The sequence below is a fragment of the Streptomyces sp. HSW2009 genome (assembly GCF_040240285.1).
Lineage (GTDB): Bacteria > Actinomycetota > Actinomycetes > Streptomycetales > Streptomycetaceae > Streptomyces.
Genome location: NZ_JBEHZD010000074.1, coordinates 1 through 20,880, shown reverse-complemented (window position 1 = coordinate 20,880; position 20,880 = coordinate 1). Strand labels below are relative to the sequence as shown.

Here is a 20,880-nt window from a genome sequence, read left to right as displayed (position 1 = left end):
CGTCGCGGGCGTACAGCTCCGCCAGCAGTGCGGTGATGTCGAGGCCGGGGCCGCGGGGGGGGGCCGGGGGCCGCCCCCCCTACGGCCCCCCCGCCCCGGGGGGGGGCCCCCCCCGGGGCGGGGGCCCCGCCCGGCCGGCGGCCGGCCGCCCCGGCGCTACCCCGCACGGCGAGCCTCCCTTGCCGCACCGAGCTCCCCCTCCCACCTGCGGTACAGCTCCTGCGGCACGCCGGCCGCATCCAGCGCCCGCCCGGCGACGAAGTCCACCAGTTCCTGGATGTGGGTGGCCCCCGCGTAGAACGCCGGCGACGCGGGCAGCACCACCGCGCCCGCCTCGTCGAGCGCCACCAGGTGCCGCAGCGTCTGGCCGGCCAGCGGCGTCTCGCGCACCACCACCACCAGTGGCCTGCGCTCCTTGAGCGTGACGCTCGCCGCGCGCTGCAACAGGTCCTTGGAGAGCCCGAGCGCGACGCCGGCCACCGAGGCCGTGCTCGCCGGGACGATGATCATGCCGCGGACCGGATACGACCCCGACGATGGGCCGGCCGCCAGGTCGCCCGCGGTCCAGTAGCGGATGTCCGCCTGCGCGCCCGCGGCGGCGTCCTCCGCGACCGCCGCGGCCTCGGCCGCGAACGCGTCCGGGCTGCCGTCGGCGCCGCGCGCCAGCCATCGCTCCAGGTCGGCGCGCCAGTGCGCGTCGCGGAAGGAGATGCCGGTCTCGTCCAGCAGCGTCAGCCGGGCGGCCCGGCTGATCACCAGGTCAACGGGCTCGCCCGCGCGCAGCAGGGCACGGATCACGGAGGCCGCGTAGGGCGTGCCGGAGGCGCCGGACACCCCCACGAGCCAGGGGCTGCGCGGGGTTGCGCGTTGAAGTCGGTCCACGGCCCGAGCCTATCCGGCACCCCGCTGGACCGATCCGGGCACCGACGTTCCGGGCCACCGGCGGGCCTGCCCTCCCGCACGGGCACGGGCCCGAGCGCTCCCGCCCGGCCATCGGTGCGCCCCCGGACGCCATCGGCGCACGCCGCCCCGTACGCGCCCCTCAGGCCGCCGACTGGTCCCCGGCGGTACGTTTCGCCACCGCCGGGGCCGCAGAGCGAGGCGATCGGTGCGGTTCGGTCGGTGCTGCGCCGAGTAGTGCTGTGCTGCGCTGTGCTGACCAGCGCGACGCGGCTAGAGCGTCAGACCGCGGACGAACAGGTCGGCCAGCGTGCAGACGAACAGCACGATCCCGATCACCCCGTTGACCGTGAAGAACGCCCGGTTGAGCCGGGACAGGTCGTGCGGACGGACGATGGAGTGCTCGTACACGAAGGCCACCGCCACCACCACGAGGCCCAGCCAGAACAGCACGCCGGCGTCGGTGGCCAGCGCGTACCAGACCAGCAGCGCCAGCGTCACCACATGGCTGCCGCGGGCGCCGTGGAGCGCGGCCGGGATGCCGAACCTGGCCGGCACGGACTTCACGCCGTGCGCCCGGTCGGCCGCCACGTCCTGGCAGGCGAAGATCAGGTCGAAGCCGCCGATCCACACGCCGACCGCGAGCCCCAGGATCACCGCGTCCCACGACCAGGAGCCGGTCACCGCGAGCCAGGCGCCGACCGGGCCCATCGCCTGGGCGAGGCCGAGGATGGCGTGCGGGAAGTGGGTGAACCGCTTCCCGTACGGATAGACCACCATCGGCACCACCGCGACCGGCGCCAGCGCCAGGCACAGCGGGTTCAGCAGCGCCGCCGCGCCCAGGAAGAACACCAGCGCCACCAGCGCGCCGGTCCACGCCGAGCGCACCGAGACCGCGCCGGTGACCAGCTCGCGGCCGGCCGTGCGCGGGTTACGGGCGTCGATCTCGCGGTCGATGATGCGGTTGGCCGCCATGGCGAAGGTCCGCAGCCCCACCATCGCCAGCGTCACCAGGAACAGCAGCCCCCAGTGGATGTTCTCGTCCTTGTCGTACATCGCGGTGAGCGCGGCGATGTACGCGAACGGCAGGGCGAAGACCGAGTGCTCGATCATCACCAACCGCAGGAACGCCTTGACTCTGCCGGGTGGGACGGGCTCGGGCCCGATGACTTCCGAGGTTGCCGATTCAGCGCTCATGGGCGGCCTCAGAGGCCGTACTCCTTCCAGCGGCGGGTCACCTTCGCGGCGGTCTCCGGGTCCGACTCGACCATCTCCGGCCAGCCGCCGTCGCGCGTGTACCCCTCTTCGGGCAGCTTGCGCGTGGCGTCGATGCCGGCCTTGCCGCCCCAGAACTTCTGGTACGAGCCGTGGTCGAGGTGGTCGACCGGGCCTTCGACCACGGTCAGGTCACGCGAGTAGTCGGTGTTGCCGAGCGCCCGCCAGGAGACCTCGTGCAGGTCGTGGACGTCGCAGTCCGCGTCGACCACGATGATCAGCTTGGTGAGCGACATCATGTGCGCACCCCAGACGGCGTGCATCACCTTCTGGGCGTGCTTGGGGTAACGCTTGTCGATGGAGACGATCGCGCAGTTGTGGAAGCCGCCCGACTCCGGCAGGTGGTAGTCGACGATGTCGGGCACCACGATCTTCAGCAGCGGCAGGAAGAACCGCTCGGTGGCGCGGCCCAGCGGCCCGTCCTCGGTCGGCGGGCGGCCCACCACGATCGACTGGAGCAGCGGGCGCTTGCGCATCGTGACGCAGTCGATGGTCAGCGCCGGGAAGTCCTCCTGCGGCGTGTAGAAGCCGGTGTGGTCGCCGAACGGGCCCTCCGGCAGCATCTTGCCCGGTTCGAGCCAGCCTTCGAGGACCACCTCGGCCTGCGCCGGCACCTGGAGCGGCACCGTCTTGCAGTCGACCATCTCGATCCGCTTGCCGCGCACGAAGCCGGCGAACAGGTACTCGTCGATGTCGCCCGGCAGCGGCGCCGTGGACGCGTACGTCACCGCGGGCGGGGCGCCGAAGGCGATCGCCACCGGCAGCCGTTCGCCGCGGCGGGCGGCGCCCTGGTAGTGGTTGCGGCTGTCCTTGTGGATCTGCCAGTGCATCCCGATGGTGCGCCGGTCGTGCCGCTGGAGCCGGTAGAGGCCCAGGTTGCGCACGCCGGTCTCGGGGTCCTTGGTGTGGGTGAGGCCCAGGTTGAAGAAGGAACCGCCGTCCTTCGGCCAGGTGAACAGCGCCGGCAACTGCTCCAGGTCCACCTCGTCGCCGGTCAGCACCACCTCGTGGACCGGCGCCTCCTTGACCTTCTTCGGCGGCACGTGGGCCATCCCGGCGAGCTTGCCGAACGCCTCCCGCACCCCGGTGAAGCCCTGCGGCAGCTCGGGCTTGAGCAACCCGCCGATCTTCTCGCTGATCTCCTGGTACGAGGCGAGGCCGAGCGCCTTCAGTAGCCGGCGGTCGGTCCCGAACACATTCATCGCCAGCGGCATCGACGAGCCCTTGACGTTCTCGAAGAGCAGCGCGGGACCACCGGCCTTCTGCACCCGGTCGACGATCTCCCCCACTTCCAGATACGGGTCGACTTCGGCCTTGATGCGCTTGAGGTCGCCGTCGCGCTCCAGCGCCCGCAGCAGCGAGCGAAGATCGTCATAAGCCATGCGGCCCAGTATCCGACACGGACTACCCTGGACACGTCACTGGGGCCGCGTCCCCAGCACACCGCAACCCGCCGCGACCTTTCTCAGGGGGCCTCCCAGCATGCTCAGGTATCTGCCGTTCCTGCTGGTCCTGGCGCTGTGGATCTACGCGTTCATCGACTGCCTGAACACGCCGGAGGAAGAGGTCCGCAAGCTCCCGAAGGTGGCGTGGGTCATCATCGTGCTGCTCTTCGGCGAGGTGCTGATCGGTCCGGTCGCCTGGCTGACGGTGGGCCGGCCGCGCAAGGCGCACGCCGGTGGGGGTGCCGGCGGCGGCGCCGGGCGGGGTGGTTTCGGCGGCTCGTTCGGCGGGCGGCGCGGCGGTGGCGGCGGCTGGGTGGCGCCGGACGACAACCCGGAGTTCCTGAAGTCGCTGCGCAAGGAGAGCGGCCCGACCGGCCGCCCCGCCCCGGACCCGGACGCCCCCGCGGCTGGCGACACCACCTCCGGCACCACCTCCGACTCGGCCTCCGGGACCACGGACGCGGCGGACTCCGGTGCGTCGGGGCCCACGGGATCGGGGCCCACAGGATCAGGGCCCAACGCCTCGGGTTCCAGTGCGTCGGGTTCGAGCGCACCGGGTTCCAGCGCCGGCGACCGCAAGCCCGAGGCCGACCGCCGCGAGGACGAGGGGCCCGAGGGCACGCAGCGGGGCTGAGCGCACGCAGCGGGCTGAGCGGCGGGGCCGCGTTTCGTTCCGCACGGCGCCATCGCCGCACGGCGTCCCGTACGGCCGGGGCAGCCCGTGCGCTCCCGGGCCCCGCCGTCCGCCTTCGTACGCCGCCCGCCCCGCCGTCCGCCGCTGGCGGGCTGGTCCTGCTGTCCTTCCCCGTTTCCGGTGTGCCCGCCACTCCCGTTGTGCCCGGTGTTCCGCCGGCGCGCGCACCGTGCGGGCCGCCCCACCCGCACCCCACTCCATCCGACGGTCCGGACCCCGCCTGCCGGCGGAACCGTTTCCGCTCGGCTGACCTGGTGCGACGCCGCTGCGGCGGCCGTCAGTCCGCGCGTTCCTCGCCCCGGGGGCGTTCGTCCGGCCGGGCGACGACGGCGCGGGCCAGCACCGCGGTGGTGCTCGTCACCACCCCGGCCTGCGGGCCCCGGCAGTCCTCGCGGGTCGCCTCGGGGGCCTTCTCCGGGTCGACCATGACCACGCGCACGCCGAGCAGGGCCGCGCTCCTGCGGTCGAAGAGCCACTCCTCGCGCTCGCCGGTCCGCTCGTCCACCCGGGCCACCGCGGCCCCGTGCCGACCCACCGCGTCCACCGCGTCCCGGATGGCGACCACGCCGGGCAGCCGCGCCGCCGCCCGGTAGAGCGCGGCCTCGGTGGCGGGCGGCAGCACGGACTCGGCGATCAGGCCGCCGATCGTACGGAAGACCTGCTGGTCGTCGGCGCGGCCGGACAGGGCCGCGGTGTGCAGCGTGCGGAGCAGCGCGGCCGGGTCGTGGGGCAGCCGTTGCAGGTGCCGGTAGGCCAGCGAGACCGGGGCCGGGGCCGCCGGGTCCAGCCTGATCGGCTCCGTCGGCACCTGCCCGGTGCGCAGCAGCCCGGTACGGGTGCCGTCGACCGAGCGCCAGATCTGCCGCTGGCGGAGCGGCTCGATGAACGCGCACGCCGCCTCGTCGCTGGCCGCCGTCAGAACCGCGCTCTTGCTGCGTACGTACGTGAACTCGGCGTCCCGCGGGTCAAGGTCCGCCTTGCGTTCCGCGGCGGACGCGGCCCGGGCCAGCAACTCCCGCGCCCCGCTCTTCTCGTCCCGGCCGCCGTGCGCGTCGGGCGCGAACGTGCTGCTCGCGGCCGGCCCGTCGGTGGGCCGGGGGCGGCCGGACGGCTGGTCGTCGTCGTGGAACAGGCTGGACCTGGCCATCACGATGACCAGCGTGACCACCATGGCGAGGGCCACGATCGGCCCCCCGATCTCGGGCCCCAGCAGCCGCGCGGCGAGGGAGGGGGTGGGAGCGTCTGTGGGTGGGGGGTCGGTCGCATCCGTGAGTGGGGGGTCGGTCGCTTCGGCGGGCGGGGCGTCGTCTGCCGTTCCCGTGGGCGGGGCGTCGGCCACTGCCGCGGGTGGGATCGGGGCTGCCCCGGCGGACGGTTCGGATCGCGGGGACGGCAGTCGCTCGCCGCACTCGGGGTCCGGGCCCGTTCCCGGGGACGGCTCCTGGTCGGTCGCGGTCACCGCTGGGCCCGCTGGCAGGGAGTGCCGGGCCGGCACCCGGGCGGTGCGCCGAGCGCCCGCCGCTCCGCACGCCGCCCGTACGCTCCGTACGCCCGCGGCCCGGCCAGCCCAGCGCGACCAGCGCGACCACGGTGTGCCCGCACGTCGTCCGTGCGCCACCCCTCGCCCATCGTTCCCCCTCGTCTCGGCGGCCCGGCTCCGGCCCGGCCAACTCTCCTCCGTACGTGGCCGGCCCGGCCCCGGTCAAGTCCGGCCCGGGTGACCCGCCACACATGAGCAGCCGGAAAGCGTCGCAACCCACTGAAACCGACCCCAGCCGGCCATGACCGGCCGTAACCGAGTGCAACCAGCCGCAACCGGTCGCGACCCGCGTCGACCCCGTAGTGCCTCAAGAAGGGGACGCGGCTGGGGCGCCGAGGGTTGTGCCGACGGCGCGGGCCCCGCTGCCCCGGGACCGGGACGGCCGGGCTGGCCGGGCCGCCGGAACAGCCGGATGGCTGGTGACAGCCAGCGTGACCGGGTGGCCAGAGCGGCTGGGGAGACCCGGGTGGTCAGGGCGACCGGAGCGCGCGGGCGGCCGGACCGGCCGGAGTGTGCAGGTGGTCGGCGCCGTCGGCCTGGTCTGCGTGCTCCGGCCCCGTATCAGGGCCGTTGACCCGCCCTGTCGACGACGCCGCGCCGGAGGACGGCCGCGGTGCTGGTGACCGTGCCCGCCTCGACGCCCTGCGAGTCCCGCAGCAGCACGCTGCGCCTGCCGCGGTACTCCCCGGTCTTCCGGTCGAAGATCCACTCGTCGCGGGTGTGGTTGTTGGCGTCCACCCGGGCGATCGCGACGCCGTGCCGTCCTGCCGCGTCCACCGCCTCGTCCACGACCACCACGCCGGGGATGCGGGCCGCGGCCCGGAACAGCGCCGCGGTGACGTCGGCGGGCATCAGCGAATCGAAGAGGAGGTCGCCGACCAGTACGAACATGGCCTGGTTCAGGTTCTCCCCGTAGTTCGTCCCGGCCTTGCGCAGCCAGCGGTACATCGCGTCGGTGTCGGTCGGCAGGGTCTCCAGGTGCCGGTAGTAGGTGGACTGGTCGTAGCCGAGCTCGCCCGGCCGCGGCGCGACCTCGTCCCACCGCTGCGGCTCCTCGCCCTCCTCCCGCTTCAACCCGCCGCGCGTGCCGTCCACCGAGTGCCACGACTCGCTCCGGTGCAGTTGGTCGATCTTCAGCGGCTCGCCGTCCTGGGTGGTGGACCAGGCGACCCGGCTATCGACGTAGACGAACTGGTCGTCGCGGATCGCACCGCCCTCGATCGGCGGGGCCGCCGGCCGGCCGGCGCCCGTGGCGCTGCGGGCCAGCAGTTGCGGCGCGCCGGCGCGCTGGTCGGCGCCCGCGTTCGGGGCGAAGGCGAAGGTGGCCGGGCCGTCCCGGCCCACCCGGGCGTCGTCGGTCGCGCCGCTGCCGTGGAGCAGCGTGGCCAGCGTGGCGACCGCGAGGGTGCCCGCAACCACCGGGCCGGCGAAGGCGGGGCGCAGCCAGCGCCTGCGCCCGGGGGCACCGGGCGCGAGCAGTACGGCGGTGGCGGCGCGGCGCGCGGGCGCGTCGGCCGCTGGCTGCCGGATCTCCGTCAGCAGGTGTTCCTTGAGCAGGGCGTGCCGCCCTGGCGGCAACTCCCGTTCGGGGGCGACGGGCAGGTCTTTCATCGGTTTCCCTCCTGGATGGGGCGGACCTGGTGGGAGCGCAGGTGGGTGGGGTGGCCGTCGCAGCCGGGTGGGTCACCGGCGTACGACGCGGGGCCGTGGGGGGCGGCGGGCGCCGCGGGGCCCCGGCCGGTGTGCGGCGGGGCCGGCCCGCGGTCGACGTACGACGCCGCAGGCCCGCGCGGGGCCTCGCCCGCCGCAGCCCTCGCGTCAGTCCGCACGTCAGCCCTCGGATCAGGGCTCGGGGCAGCCCCGGGCCCGACCACCGGGCGCGCGCTCCCCCGCACCGCGCGACCGGAGGTGCCGTCCGTGCCCCGCGCCTCGACCGCGGCGGCCAGCTTCTTGCGCGCCCGGGAGAGCCGGGACCGTACGGTGCCCACCGGCACGCCGAGCGCCCGGGCCGCCGCCGCGTAGTCGAGGCCCGACCAGCCGCACAGCGCGAGCACCTCGCGCTCGGGGCGGCGCAGGGCGCGCAGCGCGACCTGGACGGCCTCCAGGAGTTCCGCGTCGTCGATGCGGCCGGCGACGTCGTCCGCGAAGTCCCGCTCGGCCGTCGGCGGCGGCACCCGGGACAGCGCGGCGGCGTGCCGGCGGGCGGCCCTGCGGGTGTTGCGCACCGTGTTGGTGGCGATGCCGAGCAGCCAGGGCAGGAGCGTGTCGCCCTCGGCGTCCACCCGGGCGCGCAGTCGCCACGCTTCGAGGAAGGTCAGCGAGACGACGTCCTCGGCCGTCGACCAGTCGCCGGTCAGCCGGTAGGCGTGGTTGTAGACCGAGCGTGCACAGGTGTCGAAGAGTTCGGCGAAGGCGGTCTGGTCCCCCGCGCGGATGCGCTTCCGTAAGGTGTCCACGCCCAGGGACTGTCCGTACGACAACGGCCGGTTCCCATGACCTGGGTCACGGGAACCGGCCGGTGCCGGGAGTGTCAGCGCGCGCTCAGACGCCCTCGTACCAGCGTGTCAGACGCCCGCGTACGAGTGCTTGCCGGTGACGAACATGTTGACGCCGTAGTAGTTGAAGAGGAAGCAGGCGAAGGCGATCAGCGCCAGGTACGCGGCCTTGCGGCCCTTCCAGCCGGCCGTCGCGCGCGCGTGCAGGTAGCCGGCGTAGGCGACCCAGGTGATGAACGTCCAGACCTCCTTGGGGTCCCAGCCCCAGTACCGGCCCCATGCCTTCTCGGCCCAGATCGCGCCGGCGATCAGGGTGAAGGTCCACAGCGGGAAGACGGTCGCGTTGATCCGGTACGCGAACTTGTCCAGCGACGCCGAGGAGGGCAGCCGCTCCAGGATCGAGGTGGCCAGCGCGCCCGGCTGCTTGCCGTCCGGGTTCTCCAGCTTCGTCTCGTACCGGTCGCGGAAGAGGAAGAGCAACGTGGCCACGGCGCCCAGGTAGAGCACGGCGCCGGAGATGATGGCGCAGCTCACGTGAATCCACAGCCAGTACGAGTCGAGCGCGGGCACCAGTTGGTCGCTGTCGGTGTACAGCACCGAGACCGCCAGGCCCAGGTCGAGCAGGGCCGTGGTGACCAGCGGCAGCCCGATCCAGCGGACGTTCTTGCCGAGCGCCAGGAAGATCACGTACGCGACGACCGCCACCATCGACAGGGTGATGGAGAACTCGTACATGTTGCCCCAGGGGGCGCGCTCCACCGACAGGGCGCGGGTGAGCACGCCGCCGACGTGCAGCAGCCCGGCGAGAACGGTGAGCGAGACGGCGATCCGCCCGTACAGGTCGCCCTGTTCGGTGCCGCCGGCGGCGCCCGGGCCGTCCGGCACGTCGCGGCTTCCGGCGGTCGAGCGGGTGACCACCTTGGGCCGCTCAAGGACCGCGGTGCCGCCGCCCTTCTTGGTGACCTGCACGGTCACCGTGCTGGTGGCGCCGGAGGCCGCGGCGTCGGCGGACGTGGGGGCGGCGAGCGCGGCGGCGGTGCGACCGACCTTGCTGCGGCTGCCGAACACCCACTCGGTGATGTAGGCGATGAAGGCCAGGGTGTAGACCGCCATGGCCGAATAGATCAGCACATTGCTGATGTTGGCCAAGTTCTCGTTGGCTGCGGCAGCGAGATTCACGCGCGCGCTCCTTCGGCAGGATCTGGTGACTCAGATTCCGGTTCCGGTTCTGGTTCGGCGGGTGCGTCCGCCTGAAGGGCCACCGCGAGATCTGCCAGTTCCTCGGGAAGCTTGGCGGATTCGCTACGGCCGAGCCCGGCCATTTCGACGACCGTGTGCCCGTCGGCGCCGGGCACGGCCCGCACCCACACCCGGCGGCGCTGGATGAACAGCGAAGCGGCCAGCCCGATCAGCGCGGCGACCGAGCCGATCAGCGCCAGTTCGTTGCCCGGCTGGTGGGAGATCTGGAAGCTGGCCCAGGTCTTGATGCCCTCGAACTTCAGCGTGCCGGCGCCGTTCGGCAGCGTCATCGTCTCGCCCGGCAGCAGCTTCTGCGCGAACGCCCTGCCGTCCGGGTTCTTGAACTGCTTCATCTTGTCGGTCTTGAGCTGGTACACGTTCTGCGGCAGCCCGCCGTCGATGCCCAGTCGGCCGTGGTACGCGGTGAGGAAGAGCACCGGATAGTCCAGCGCCGGGAACTGCGAGAACATCGTCTTCGCGTTGGCGCCGCCCCAGGTCGGCACGAAGAAGCCCTGGAAGCCGAGCTGCTCCTGCTTGCCGTTCTTGTCCCGGTAGTCGGGCACCTTGATCACGCCGGACGAGGTGAGGTTCCCGTCCTGCTGGAGGAAGGGCACCGCGCCCTTGTACGCGATCTCGCCCTTGCCGTCGGTGACGGTGACGACCGGCGCGTACCCGGTGGAGAGCAGGAAGACCTTGTTGCCCGCGATCTCCAGCGGCTCGTTGACCTCGATGGACGTCCGCTTCTCCGCGCCGTCCGCGCCCTCCCAGTACTTGACGTGAGCACGGAACTCGCGGGCGGTGCCGCGCTGCGAGCCGGTCCGCTCGTACCGGGCGTCGAACTTCTCCAGCGAGAAGCCGAACGGCTCCAGGTTGTCCTTGTCGAAGAAGGTGCCCGACTTGAAGTCGTCGTACTGGGTGAGGTTGTTGGTGAAGCCGTCCTGGTCGCCCTCGGTGATGAGCTTGCCGCCCTCGGACTTCCAGAGCTGGCCGACCGCGAACGCCACCAGCACCACGATCAGCGCCAGGTGGAAGATCAGGTTGCCGACCTCGCGCAGATAGCCCTTCTCGCCGGCGACCGCGTCCCCGGCCACGTGCGCCCTGAAGCGCCGCTTGCGCAGCACCGTACGGGCCGCCGCGAGCACCTGCTCGGGCTCGGCCTCGGTGCGCCAGGTGGTGTACGCGGGCAGCCGGGTCAGCCGGCGCGGGGCGCCCGGCGGGCGGCTGCGCAGTTGGCCGACGAACTGCCAGGTGCGCGGCACGATGCAGCCGATGAGCGAGATGAACAGCAGGATGTAGATCGCCGAGAACCACACCGAGCTGTAGACGTGGAACATCCCCAGCTTCTCGTAGAGCGGGGTCAGCGTCTCGTGCTGGGCCTTGAACGCCTCCACCTTGACCGGGTCCACGCCGCTCTGCGGGATCAGCGAGCCGGGGATGGCACCGAGCGACAGCAGCAGCAGGAGGAGCAGCGCCACTCGCATCGAGGTGAGCTGCCGCCAGCACCAGCGCAGCCAGCCGAACGCCTCGCGCCCGGTCCAGGCCAGCGCGCCCAGCGCACCGGGCGCCCGCACCCCGCCGAAGGAGCCCGGCACGGCCTGGCCCTCGGTCGGCGCGGTGGAGAGCTGGGTGCCGGCGGCTTGCAGCTCGGCTTCGGCGGTGGGGTCGGTGCTGCTGGTGGTGTCGGTGCTGGTGGTGGTGGTGCTGGTGGCGGGGTCGGATGTGGCGTCGGCCGGGGTGTCGGCCGCGGCATCGGCCGGCGCGGCGGCCCCGGTGTCGGCCGGTGCGGCGCTCCCGGCGTCGGCATGCGCTTCGGCCGGTGCTTCGGCCCTCGCGTCGGCCGTCACGGCGTCCCGGCCGGCGTCGCCGTCCGTACGGGCGTCGTCGTCCGTGCTGGTGTCGGTGTCGGTGGTGGCCATGGATCAGATCCCAACGTTGAAGCTGGAGGTCCAGACCCGCATGTCGTCCATCATGCGGTCCCAGACTCCCGTGACGAGCAGCAGGCCGAGCGCGATGAGCATCCCACCGCCGATCCGCATCACCCATACGTAGTGCCGCTTGACCCAACTGAACGCGCCCAGCGCCCGCCGGTAGGCCACCGCCACCACGATGAACGGCAGGCCGAGGCCGGCGCAGTACGCGGCGGTGAGCAGCGCCCCGCGTCCCGCGCTCGCCTCATTGAACGCCAACGCGTTGACGGCCGTGAGGGTGGGGCCCAGACACGGCGTCCACCCGATGCCGAACAGCACCCCGAGCACCGGCGCGCCGGCCAGCCCCACCGCGGGCTTCTGGTGGAAGCGGAACTCCCGCTGCCCGAAGCCGCGCAACACCCCCATGAAGGACAGGCCGAGCAGGATGGTGACGACCCCGAGCACCTTGGAGATGGTCTCCTTGTGCTGCTGGAGCTCCCAGCCGAAGTTGCCGAAGAGCGCGCCGCCGGAGACGAAGACGGCGGTGAAGCCGAGCACGAACAGCGAGGCCCCGGCGAGCATCCGCCCCCGCTTGGCCTCGCCGAGGTCGGTGCCGGTGACGCCGGTGACGTACGACATGTAGCCGGGCACCAGGGGCAGCACGCACGGCGAGAAGAAGGAGACCAGACCGCCGAGGATGGCGACCGGCAGCGCGAACAGCAGGGCGCCGGTGAGGACGGTCTGGTTGGGGTCGGTGGCGGCGGCGAGTGCGCTCATGTCGCGGCGATCACTTCTCTGCCAGCAACGGCTTGAGCGCCTTGTCGAGCGCCTCCTCGCTGAGCGGGGTCAGCGCCCGCACCGCGATCTTGCCGTCCCGGTCGAGGATGATCGTGGTGGGGATGGCCTGCGGGTTCAGGCTGCCCTTGGGGAACCGCAGCATGAGCTTGCCGATCGGGTCGTACAGGCTCGGGTACGGGACGTCGAATTCCTTCTCGAACTTGCGCGCGTTGTGCTCGTTGGAGTCCCGGGTGTTGATCCCGATGAACTCCACGCCCTGCGCCTTGGTCCGCTCGGCGACCTTGACCAGGTTGGGCGCCTCGGCCCGGCACGGGGAGCACCAGGAGCCCCAGATGTTGAGCACGACGATCTTGCCGCGGTAGTCGTCGACGTCGAGCTGCTTGCCTTCCAGCGTCTTGCCGGACAGACTTGGCCCGCTCTTCCTGTCGCCCTTCGCGACGGTGCTCACACCGCCGGTACCCTGCACGAACTTCGTATCGGCCGAGCCGCCGGAGGTGCCGCCGGTGCCACAGGCGGCAAGTCCCAGGGAGGCGAGGGCCACCCCGGCGGCCAGCATCGGAACACGACGGCGGGCCACACGACGTCGTAGGTCACGGCAGGCACTCATGTGAAAAGTTTCGCATGGCACTCCTGCCGATCTTCCGCACCCCCCTGTTCGTTTCCCGCGCCCCGTCACCAGGCGGGGACGCGCCGATGGGACGGGGCTGCGGGTACGCGCCGAAGGGACGGGGCTGCGGGTACGGGCCCACGGGACGGGGCTGCGGGACGGGGCTGCGCGTTACGGTCCTACGGCCAGCGGGGCCAGCGGCTGGGGCACCGCCGGCCGCGAGCTAGGGAGCGGGCCAGCCGCGGGCGGCGGAGCGGGCCGGCCGCCTTCCGGGTCAGCCGGCGAACTTCTGGCCCACGCCGAGGCCGCGCAGGTTCGCCAGGACCTGCGGGTCCTGCGCGTCGAGCCAGTCGGTGAGCTGCCGGAAGGAGACCAGCCGGACGTCCTTGCGCTTGTCGTCGGCGATGTGCTTGATCGCTTCCTCGACGGCGTCCATGTAGATGCCGCCGTTCCACTGCTCGAAGTGGTTGCCGATGAACAGCGGCGCACGGTTGGTCTCGTACGCCCGCTCAAACCCCTTGATGTCCGCGCCGGCCGCCTCGCGGCGCCACTGCGGGTAGCGCGCGGTGGGGCCCTGGGTGGCGTTCTTCGACTGGTTGGCCAGCATGTTGTAGTCCATCGAGAGCACCTCGAAGGAGTGACCGGGGAACGGCACCTGCTGGAGCGGGAAGTCCCAGATGCCCTGCTTCTTGGTGGGCCAGACCTGGAGGCCGCCGGGCGAACTCGCGTCGTAGCGCCAGCCGAGTTTCTTGGCGGTCGGCAGCAGGTTGTCCTGGCCGAGCAGGCACGGGGTCCGGCCGCCGACGAGTTCCTTCTTGTAGTCGAAGGGCAGCGGGTCCAGGTCGGTGAAGCCGGTGTTGGTGCGCCACTTGGTGACGAACGACACGGCCTGGTCGATCTCCGACTGCCACTGGGCCGGCGTCCACTGCCCCACCGAGCCGCTGCCGGCGCAGAAGTGGCCGTTGAAGTGGGTGCCTATCTCATGGCCTTCGAGCCAGGCCGCGCGCACGTTCTGGAGCGTCTGCTTGACGTGGTCGTCGGTGAGGTAGCCGATGTCGGAGGCGCCGACCGGGTTGTTCGGCGGCCGGTACAGGTTCTTCTTCGACTCGGGCAGGCAGTAGATCCCGGACAGGAAGAACGTCATCGACGCGCCGTGGTCCTTGGCGAGCTTGCGGAACCGCGGGAAGAGCCCGTTGCCCACCTCGCCGGCGCCGTCCCAGGAGAAGACGACGAACTGCGGCGGCTTCTGCCCGGGCGCCAGCTTCTCCGGCGCCTTCGGCTGGCCCGGCTGCGGCCCGGTGTCCGCGGTCGAGCCGTCGCCTATCGGCCGCGCCTTGGCCTGCTGGGTGGCCTCGCCGCCGCCCGGCTTCTTGAGGCCACCGCCACCGCCGGAGTCCGAGGAGCAGCCCGCAACGGTCAGCGCCGCCGCCGCTCCCGCCCCCGCGCCGAGGCCGAGCAACCCCCGTCGACTGATGTCGCGCATTACATCCCCATCCCGTACTTCGCCGTGCGTCCCATCGCTTTCCCCGATCAGGGGACGCCAGGTGAGAGGGGTGCGAAACCCGAGGGGTTCCCTTTTCCGAGAAACAATGCGGATTTTGGGCCCGGCTTTACGGCCGGGCACCCGTACGCGTACACGGCATTACGCAGAGCCAACACCGCGGAATATCGAAGGCGGGCCCGGGATGGCGATTGCCGAACTGGCCGGCCACGCTTTTACGGAGATCTCGTGGAGATGTGCCGGGGCGCGGCACGCACTGCCCCGCAGACGCGTCGGGGGGGGGGGGGGGGGGGGGGGGGGGGGGGGGGGGGGGGGCGGCCGGCCCCCCCCCCCCCCCCCCCCCCCCCCCCCCCCCCCCCCCCCCCCCCCCCGACCACCCCGGTACGCGCAACGCGTCAGCCGCCCCACGCCGTCACCCCCGGTACACCCCGATCACCCCCGGTACGCGTCAGCCGCCCGCCTCCGGGGCATGCATGCGCCGACCGCGGTCCCGTACCGGATGCCGCTCAGGCCGCCCGCGCACCACCGGAGTCACCGAACCGCCAGCAAGCGTCCGCACGTCATGCCTGGTCAGAGGCTTGCGTGGGGGGATTTTACGGGGCGAGGGGGCCGGGGCGTGGGGTTCCGGTTAGCGAGCGCGGGGGGTCTGGTGCAAGCCGACCCGCGCGGCCATCACACGTGAGGGGGGCATGCTTCACCACTTGGAGTAACGGTCCACTACTTCCCCGGGGCGGGGCGCGTTGCCTGCGGTGTCGGCTCCACCAGTTGGCGCCGCAATCCGACCAGGAGGAATTCCATGCTCAAGAAGGCTCTCGCCTGCGCGGCGCTCGCTGCCGCTGCCACCGGTGCGGGAATGGCCCCGGCCATCGCATCGGACACGAGCGGCGGCGACTACTCGCAGAACGTGAACCTGATTCCGCACCCGTGCATCGACCTCGACCGGGTCAACGTCGGCCTGGTGAACGTGGCGGTGGACGCCCTCAACGACAACGACGCGATCGACTGCGACGAGATCCGCGACAGCCAGGTCAACAAGGAAGACAAGGCCCCGCTGTCCGACCTGCTCGACGTCGGCGCCTACCAGAGCTGACGTTCGTGCGGCCCGGTCCCGCCCTTGCAAGCGGCAGGGACGGGCCGCGCCCCTCCTGGCCAGCTCTGGCCACCCCCCGTCGCCCCACCCATGCTCCGAGGAGATTCCCCGTGCTGAAGAAGGCCCTTACCGCCATTGCCATGGCCGGTGCCGCGACCGCTGCCGTTGCGGGCGCCTCCCCCGCCTCCGCGTCCGACACCAGCGGCGGCGACTACTCGCAGAACGTGAACCTGCTGCCGCACGCCTGCATCGACATCGACCGGATCAACGTCGGCCTGGTCAACGTGCCGATCGACCTGCTGAACGACAACGACGCGATCAACTGTGACGAGATCCGCGACAGCCAGGTCGTCAAGGAGGACAAGGGCACCCTGTCCGACGTCGCGGACATCGGCGCCTACCAGCGCTGAAGCCCGACGCACACACCAACGCTGCCCGGTTCCCCCCTCCCGGGGGGGAACCGGGCAGCGTCGTGGTGCGCGGTCAGCGCCGCACGCGGCAGGCGCGGCACGCGGTGCGGCCGTACGCGGCCGAGTCCCGTACGCAGTCAGCCTCGTACGCGATCAGCCCGTAGGCGACCCGCAGGCCATCCGCCGCGGTCAGAGGTTGCCGCGCAGTTCCTGCTCGCGCTCGATGGCCTCGAAGAGGGCCTTGAAGTTGCCCTTGCCGAAGCCCAACGAGCCGTGCCGCTCGATCATTTCGAAGAAGACCGTGGGCCGGTCCTGAACGGGCTTGGTGAAGATCTGGAGCAGGTAGCCGTCCTCGTCGCGGTCGGCCAGGATCTTCAGCTCGCGCAGCGTGTCGATCGGCACCCGGGTCTCGCCGACCCACTCGCCGAGGGTGTCGTAGTACGAGTCCGGGGTGTCCAGGAACTGCACGCCGGCCGCGCGCATGGCCCGCACCGTGGCCACGATGTCGTTGGTGGCCAGCGCGATGTGCTGGACGCCGGGGCCGTTGTAGAACTCCAGGTACTCGTCGATCTGCGACTTCTTCTTCGCGATCGCCGGCTCGTTGAGCGGGAACTTCACCTTGCGGGTGCCGTCGGCGACCACCTTGGACATGAGCGCGGAGTACTCGGTGGCGATGTCGTCGCCCACGAACTCCTTCATGTTGGTGAAGCCCATGACCTTGTTGTAGAAGCCGACCCACTCGTCCATCTTGCCGAGTTCGACGTTGCCCACGCAGTGGTCGATGGCCTGGAACGTGCGCTTGGCCGGCGGCTCCACGATGGGGTTGGCCGCGACGAAACCGGGCAGGTACGGACCGTCGTAGCCGGAGCGCTCGACCAGCGTGTGCCGGGTCTTGCCGTAGGTGGAGATCGCGGCGATGACCACGGTGCCGTGCTCGTCGCTCACCTCGTGCGGCTCTTCGACGCCGGTGGCGCCGTGCTCGACCGCATAGGCGTACGCGGCCCGGGCGTCCGGCACCTCGATGGCGAGGTCGATGACGCCGTCGCCGTGCTCGGCGACGTGGTCGGCGAGGAACCGCCCGCGGTCGGTGGTGGGCTTGATGACGGAGGTCAGCACGAATCGGGCGCTGCCCGACACCAGCACGTAACTGGCGGTCTCGCGGCTGCCGTTCTCCGGTCCGGAGTAGGCGACGAGCTTCATGCCGAAGGCCGTCGCGTAGTAGTGAGCGGCCTGCTTGGCATTGCCGACGGCGAAGACGACCGCGTCCATTCCCTTGACCGGGAAGGGGTCGGCCTGCCTGGCCGTCTCGGGGGACTGATCGATGGTCTCTGTCATAGCGGCAGGCTCTCTCCGAACCACAAGGTGCGCAATAGTTTGTGTTTCCACTGGGCAATCTGACTAGTGGTTTCTGAGTTCTGCCGGACGATCTGTACAGGATGACCATCATGGAGGTGGCCAGGTCGCATGGGCACAAGACGGGGTGCGCGACACCGGGACGGGGAGGATCGCGATGGGCATTGACCGACTGGACGGGCGGTTGATCGAATTGCTGGCGCACGAGCCGCGGATAGGCATCCTGGAGGCGTCGCGGCGGCTCGGCGTGGCGCGCGGCACCGCGCAGGCCAGGCTCGACCGGCTCCAGGCGAGCGGGGTGATCCGCGGGTTCGGGCCGCAGGTGGACCCGGCCGCGCTGGGCTATCCGGTGACGGCGTTCGCCACGCTGGAGATCAAGCAGGGCCAGGGCGAGGACGTCCGCAGCCATCTGCACACCGTCCCCGAGGTGCTGGAACTGCACACCACGACCGGCCACGGCGACATGCTGTGCCGCCTGGTCGCCCGCTCCAACGCCGATCTCCAACGGGTGATCGACCGGGTTGTGGGCTTTGATGGCATCGTGCGGGCCTCGACGGCCATCGTGATGGAGAACCCCGTCCCGCTCCGGATCATCCCGCTGGTGAAGCAGGCGGCCGATGACTGACCGAGGAGAGCCGCGATGAGTTTCTGGGAGTACGTCGACAGCCGCCGCACCCAGTTGCTGCTGGACACCTACCAGCACGCCAGCGCCGTCTTCCAGTGCATGGTGGTGGCCACCGTCATCGGGGTGCTCATCGCCGTGCTGACCTACCGCAGCGAATGGGCCGGCAACCTCGCCGTCACCGTCACCGCGACCATCCTCACCGTGCCCTCGCTGGCCATGATCGGCCTGCTGGTGCCGCTGGTCGGGCTCGGCGTCGCGCCCACGGTGACCGCGCTGGTGCTGTACGGGCTGCTGCCCATCGTGCGCAACGCGATCGTCGGGCTGCGCGGCGTGGACCCGGACCTGGTGGACGCGGCGCGCGGGCTCGGCATGTCGCGCCTGGCCCGGCTGGTGCGGGTGGAACTGCCGCTGGCCTGGCCGCCCATCCTGACCGGCATCCGGGTCTCCACCCAGATGCTGATGGGCATCGCCGCCGTCGCCGCGTACGCGTCGGGCCCGGGGCTCGGCAACGAGATCTTCCGCGGCGTCTCCTCGCTCGGCAGCGCCAACGCGGTCAACAAGGTGGTCGCCGGCACGCTGGGCATCGTGCTGCTCGCGCTGCTCTTCGACGCCGTGTACGTGCTGATCGGACGCCTGACCATCTCCAGGGGGATACGTGCCTGACACCACGAACAGCCAGCCGACCGGAGCCCCCGCGCGCGGCGCCCCCACCGGGGCGACCATCGCGCTGGAGAACCTGACCAAGCGCTACCCGGGCAGCCAGGCGCCCGCCGTGGACAACGTCAGCATGGAGATCAGAGCCGGCGAGACGGTCGTCTTCGTGGGGCCGTCCGGGTGCGGCAAGTCCACCACGCTGAAGATGATCAACCGGCTGATCGAGCCGTCCGCCGGCCGGATACGCATCGGGGACGAGGACGTCACCGACATCGACCCGGTCAAGCTGCGCCGCAAGGTGGGGTACGCCATCCAGTCCTCGGGCCTGTTCCCGCACATGACGGTGGCGCAGAACATCGCCCTGGTGCCGAAGATGATCGGCTGGCCCAAGGCCCGGGTCAGCGCCCGGATCGAGGAGATGCTCGACCTGGTCGGGCTCGATCCGCGCGAGTTCCACCACCGCTACCCGCGCCAGCTCTCCGGCGGCCAGCAGCAGCGGGTCGGGGTGGCCAGGGCGCTGGCCGCCGATCCGCCGGTGCTGCTGATGGACGAGCCGTTCGGCGCGGTGGACCCGATCACCCGCGACCACCTCCAGGACGAACTGATCCGGCTGCAACACGAGTTACACAAGACGATCGTGTTCGTCACCCACGACTTCGACGAGGCGATCAAGCTGGGCGACCGGATCGCGGTGCTGCGCGACCGCTCGCACATCGCCCAGTTCGACACGCCCGAGGCGATCCTCACCAACCCGGCCGACGACTTCGTCTCCGGCTTCGTCGGCGCCGGTGCGGCACTCAAACGGCTCAACCTCACCCGGGTGCGCGACGTGGCCGTGGAGGACATCCCCACCGCGGTGATCGACGACCCGCTCCAGTCGATCTTCGACCTGTTCCGGTCCGCCGCGGTCAACGAGGTCCTGCTGCTCGACCGGCAGCGCCGGCCGTACAAGTGGCTGCGGCGCAGCGACCTCAGCCGCGCCAAGGGCTCGCTCGCCCGGGCCGGCACGCTGGTGCACGACACGGTGACCCGCGACGCCACGCTGCGCGACGCGCTGGAGGCGGTGCTGACCGACAACGCCGGCCGGGTGCCGGTGACCGGGCGGCGCGGCGAGTACACCGGCGTGGTCGACATGGAGACGCTGATGAACTCCGTCCACGAACTCCTGGAGGCGGACCGGCTCGACGCGGCGGAGCACCAACACGAGCTCCAGGAGGCGCGGGCCCACCAGACGCACCGGGAGCAGGAGGGCGTACCCGAAGCCGAGCCACCCGGCGCCCCGCACGGCGACCACGGCCCGCACGGCCCGCACCGGGCAGGCCCCGCATGAGCGGCACCGGGGGCACGGGGGGCGTACGGGACGCCAGGGATGCTGGAGAAGCTGGGGACACCGGGGACGCCGGGGACGGATCGGGCATAGGGGCCGGGCCGCCGCAGCCCCACCAAGCCCACCAAGCCCATCAGGCCGCCCCCGCGCCCCGGGTGACCTGGCAGAAGCTCACCTTCCTGCCGGCCACCGTCGCCGTGGGGCTGCTGGTCACCTGGCTGTGGTTCCGTGGGGCCGAACTCGACTCCATCGCGCGCAACGCCATCGCCGACGGCAATGTGTGGCTGCGGCTGCGCCAGCACGTCGAACTCACCGCCGTCTCCACCTTCTTCGTCCTGCTCATCGCCATCCCGCTCGGCATCGCACTGACCCGGCGCGTGCTGCGCCCCGCGGTCCCGGTGGTGCTGGCCGTCGCCAACGTCGGGCAGGCCACGCCCGCCATCGGGCTGCTCGCGCTGCTGGTGATCTGGCTGGGCATCGGGACGAAGGCGGCCCTGGTCGGCATGGTCGCGTACGCCGTCCTGCCGGTGCTCGCCAACACCATCGCGGGGCTGCGCGCCATCGACCCGACGCTGATCGAGGCCGCCCGTGGCATCGGGATGTCGACCGTCGGCGTGTTGCGCCGGGTCGAACTGCCGCTCGCGGTGCCGCTGATCCTGGCGGGCGTCCGGACGGCGCTGGTGCTCAACGTGGGCACGGCGACGCTCGCGTACTTCGGTGGCGCCGGCGGCCTCGGCGACCTGATCGCCACCGGCATCAACAACCAGCGCACGCCGATCCTGGTGCTCGGCTCCATCCTCACGGTGGCGCTCGCCCTGCTGGTGGACTGGCTGGCCTCGGTGGTCGAACTGCTGCTTCGACCGCGCGGCCTTGAGGGGGACGCATGAGCACGACGGGCACCTTCGGTACGGGCACATCCGGTACGGGGACATCCCGTACGGGCACATCCCGTACGGGCACATCCCGTACGGGCACATCCCGTACGGGCACATCCCGTACGGGCACATCCCGTACGGGCAC

At 71.9% G+C, this 20,880-nt stretch carries 19 protein-coding genes and 1 pseudogene; 7 read left to right on the top strand and 13 right to left on the bottom strand.

Going from position 1 to position 20,880, the window contains the following annotated elements:
- Nucleotides 1-156: 156 nt before the first annotated feature.
- The 3 genes from AAHZ94_RS08860 to AAHZ94_RS08850 all read right to left on the bottom strand — a co-directional run bounded on the left by AAHZ94_RS08860 (nucleotide 157) and on the right by AAHZ94_RS08850 (nucleotide 3,557).
- Nucleotides 157-882: a UbiX family flavin prenyltransferase gene (locus AAHZ94_RS08860; protein WP_349991967.1), complete on the bottom strand. Its 726-nt coding sequence runs from the start codon at nucleotides 880-882 to the stop codon at nucleotides 157-159.
- 291 nt (nucleotides 883-1,173) lie between these two features.
- Nucleotides 1,174-2,097: a menaquinone biosynthesis prenyltransferase MqnP gene (mqnP, locus tag AAHZ94_RS08855; protein WP_349991965.1), complete on the bottom strand. Its 924-nt coding sequence runs from the start codon at nucleotides 2,095-2,097 to the stop codon at nucleotides 1,174-1,176.
- 8 nt (nucleotides 2,098-2,105) lie between these two features.
- On the bottom strand, nucleotides 2,106-3,557 hold the full coding sequence (locus tag AAHZ94_RS08850) for a menaquinone biosynthesis decarboxylase (protein WP_349991964.1): 1,452 nt from the start codon (nucleotides 3,555-3,557) through the stop codon (nucleotides 2,106-2,108).
- Nucleotides 3,558-3,657: 100 nt separating this feature from the next.
- Between AAHZ94_RS08850 and AAHZ94_RS36365 the strand changes: the two genes are divergently transcribed.
- On the top strand, nucleotides 3,658-4,254 hold the full coding sequence (locus AAHZ94_RS36365; RefSeq protein ID WP_502964612.1) for a PLD nuclease N-terminal domain-containing protein: 597 nt from the start codon (nucleotides 3,658-3,660) through the stop codon (nucleotides 4,252-4,254).
- A gap of 337 nt (nucleotides 4,255-4,591) precedes the next feature.
- Here the strand turns inward: AAHZ94_RS36365 and AAHZ94_RS08840 are convergent, their stop codons facing one another.
- The 9 genes and pseudogenes from AAHZ94_RS08840 to AAHZ94_RS08800 form a co-directional block, all read right to left on the bottom strand.
- Nucleotides 4,592-5,653: a CU044_5270 family protein gene (locus AAHZ94_RS08840; protein ID WP_349991963.1), complete on the bottom strand. Its 1,062-nt coding sequence runs from the start codon at nucleotides 5,651-5,653 to the stop codon at nucleotides 4,592-4,594.
- Nucleotides 5,654-6,415: 762 nt separating this feature from the next.
- Nucleotides 6,416-7,465, bottom strand: coding sequence for a CU044_5270 family protein (locus AAHZ94_RS08835; protein ID WP_349991962.1), 1,050 nt, complete (start codon nucleotides 7,463-7,465; stop codon nucleotides 6,416-6,418).
- Nucleotides 7,466-7,784: 319 nt separating this feature from the next.
- Nucleotides 7,785-8,310: pseudogene (locus AAHZ94_RS08830) on the bottom strand (RNA polymerase sigma factor); the annotation flags it as partial.
- 108 nt (nucleotides 8,311-8,418) lie between these two features.
- Nucleotides 8,419-9,528, bottom strand: a complete 1,110-nt coding sequence (gene ccsB, locus AAHZ94_RS08825; protein ID WP_349991961.1) for a c-type cytochrome biogenesis protein CcsB — start codon at nucleotides 9,526-9,528, stop codon at nucleotides 8,419-8,421.
- On the bottom strand, nucleotides 9,525-11,504 hold the full coding sequence (gene resB / locus AAHZ94_RS08820; RefSeq protein WP_349991959.1) for a cytochrome c biogenesis protein ResB: 1,980 nt from the start codon (nucleotides 11,502-11,504) through the stop codon (nucleotides 9,525-9,527). Before resB ends, ccsB begins: the two co-directional genes overlap by 4 nt.
- A 3-nt stretch (nucleotides 11,505-11,507) precedes the next feature.
- The gene (locus AAHZ94_RS08815; RefSeq protein WP_349991958.1) at nucleotides 11,508-12,272 is read right to left on the bottom strand and encodes a cytochrome c biogenesis CcdA family protein; all 765 of its coding nucleotides are present in this window, start codon (nucleotides 12,270-12,272) and stop codon (nucleotides 11,508-11,510) included.
- A 10-nt stretch (nucleotides 12,273-12,282) separates the two neighbouring features.
- Entirely contained in the window at nucleotides 12,283-12,900 is a 618-nt protein-coding gene (locus AAHZ94_RS08810; RefSeq protein WP_349991957.1) for a TlpA family protein disulfide reductase, read from the bottom strand.
- A 274-nt stretch (nucleotides 12,901-13,174) separates the two neighbouring features.
- The gene (locus tag AAHZ94_RS08805; protein WP_349991956.1) at nucleotides 13,175-14,383 is read right to left on the bottom strand and encodes a polysaccharide deacetylase family protein; all 1,209 of its coding nucleotides are present in this window, start codon (nucleotides 14,381-14,383) and stop codon (nucleotides 13,175-13,177) included.
- A 127-nt stretch (nucleotides 14,384-14,510) separates the two neighbouring features.
- The gene (locus AAHZ94_RS08800) at nucleotides 14,511-14,792 is read right to left on the bottom strand and encodes a hypothetical protein (RefSeq protein ID WP_349991954.1); all 282 of its coding nucleotides are present in this window, start codon (nucleotides 14,790-14,792) and stop codon (nucleotides 14,511-14,513) included.
- A 405-nt stretch (nucleotides 14,793-15,197) separates the two neighbouring features.
- On the opposite strand from AAHZ94_RS08800, the gene AAHZ94_RS08795 reads away from it, so the two are divergent.
- Together AAHZ94_RS08795 and AAHZ94_RS08790 are read left to right on the top strand one after the other, a co-directional pair.
- Entirely contained in the window at nucleotides 15,198-15,491 is a 294-nt protein-coding gene (locus tag AAHZ94_RS08795; protein WP_349991953.1) for a hypothetical protein, read from the top strand.
- Nucleotides 15,492-15,601: 110 nt separating this feature from the next.
- Nucleotides 15,602-15,901, top strand: coding sequence for a hypothetical protein (locus tag AAHZ94_RS08790; protein ID WP_349991951.1), 300 nt, complete (start codon nucleotides 15,602-15,604; stop codon nucleotides 15,899-15,901).
- A 189-nt stretch (nucleotides 15,902-16,090) separates the two neighbouring features.
- Here AAHZ94_RS08790 and hppD read toward each other — a convergent pair whose 3' ends face one another.
- A complete protein-coding gene (gene hppD / locus AAHZ94_RS08785; protein ID WP_349991949.1) occupies nucleotides 16,091-17,236 on the bottom strand; it encodes a 4-hydroxyphenylpyruvate dioxygenase in 1,146 nt (381 codons plus the stop codon).
- 175 nt (nucleotides 17,237-17,411) lie between these two features.
- Here hppD and AAHZ94_RS08780 point away from each other — a divergent pair, with 175 nt between their 5' ends.
- From AAHZ94_RS08780 to AAHZ94_RS08765, 4 genes are read left to right on the top strand one after another with little or no spacing between them, the layout of a single operon-like run.
- Nucleotides 17,412-17,879, top strand: a complete 468-nt coding sequence (locus AAHZ94_RS08780; RefSeq protein WP_349991948.1) for an Lrp/AsnC family transcriptional regulator — start codon at nucleotides 17,412-17,414, stop codon at nucleotides 17,877-17,879.
- 15 nt (nucleotides 17,880-17,894) lie between these two features.
- Complete coding sequence (locus AAHZ94_RS08775) at nucleotides 17,895-18,542, top strand: ABC transporter permease (protein ID WP_349991946.1); 648 nt, start codon at nucleotides 17,895-17,897, stop codon at nucleotides 18,540-18,542.
- Entirely contained in the window at nucleotides 18,535-19,863 is a 1,329-nt protein-coding gene (locus AAHZ94_RS08770; protein WP_349991945.1) for a betaine/proline/choline family ABC transporter ATP-binding protein, read from the top strand. The genes AAHZ94_RS08775 and AAHZ94_RS08770 overlap by 8 nt, the downstream gene beginning before the upstream one ends.
- A complete protein-coding gene (locus AAHZ94_RS08765) occupies nucleotides 19,860-20,747 on the top strand; it encodes an ABC transporter permease (protein WP_349991943.1) in 888 nt (295 codons plus the stop codon). The genes AAHZ94_RS08770 and AAHZ94_RS08765 overlap by 4 nt, the downstream gene beginning before the upstream one ends.
- Nucleotides 20,748-20,880: the final 133 nt, after the last annotated feature.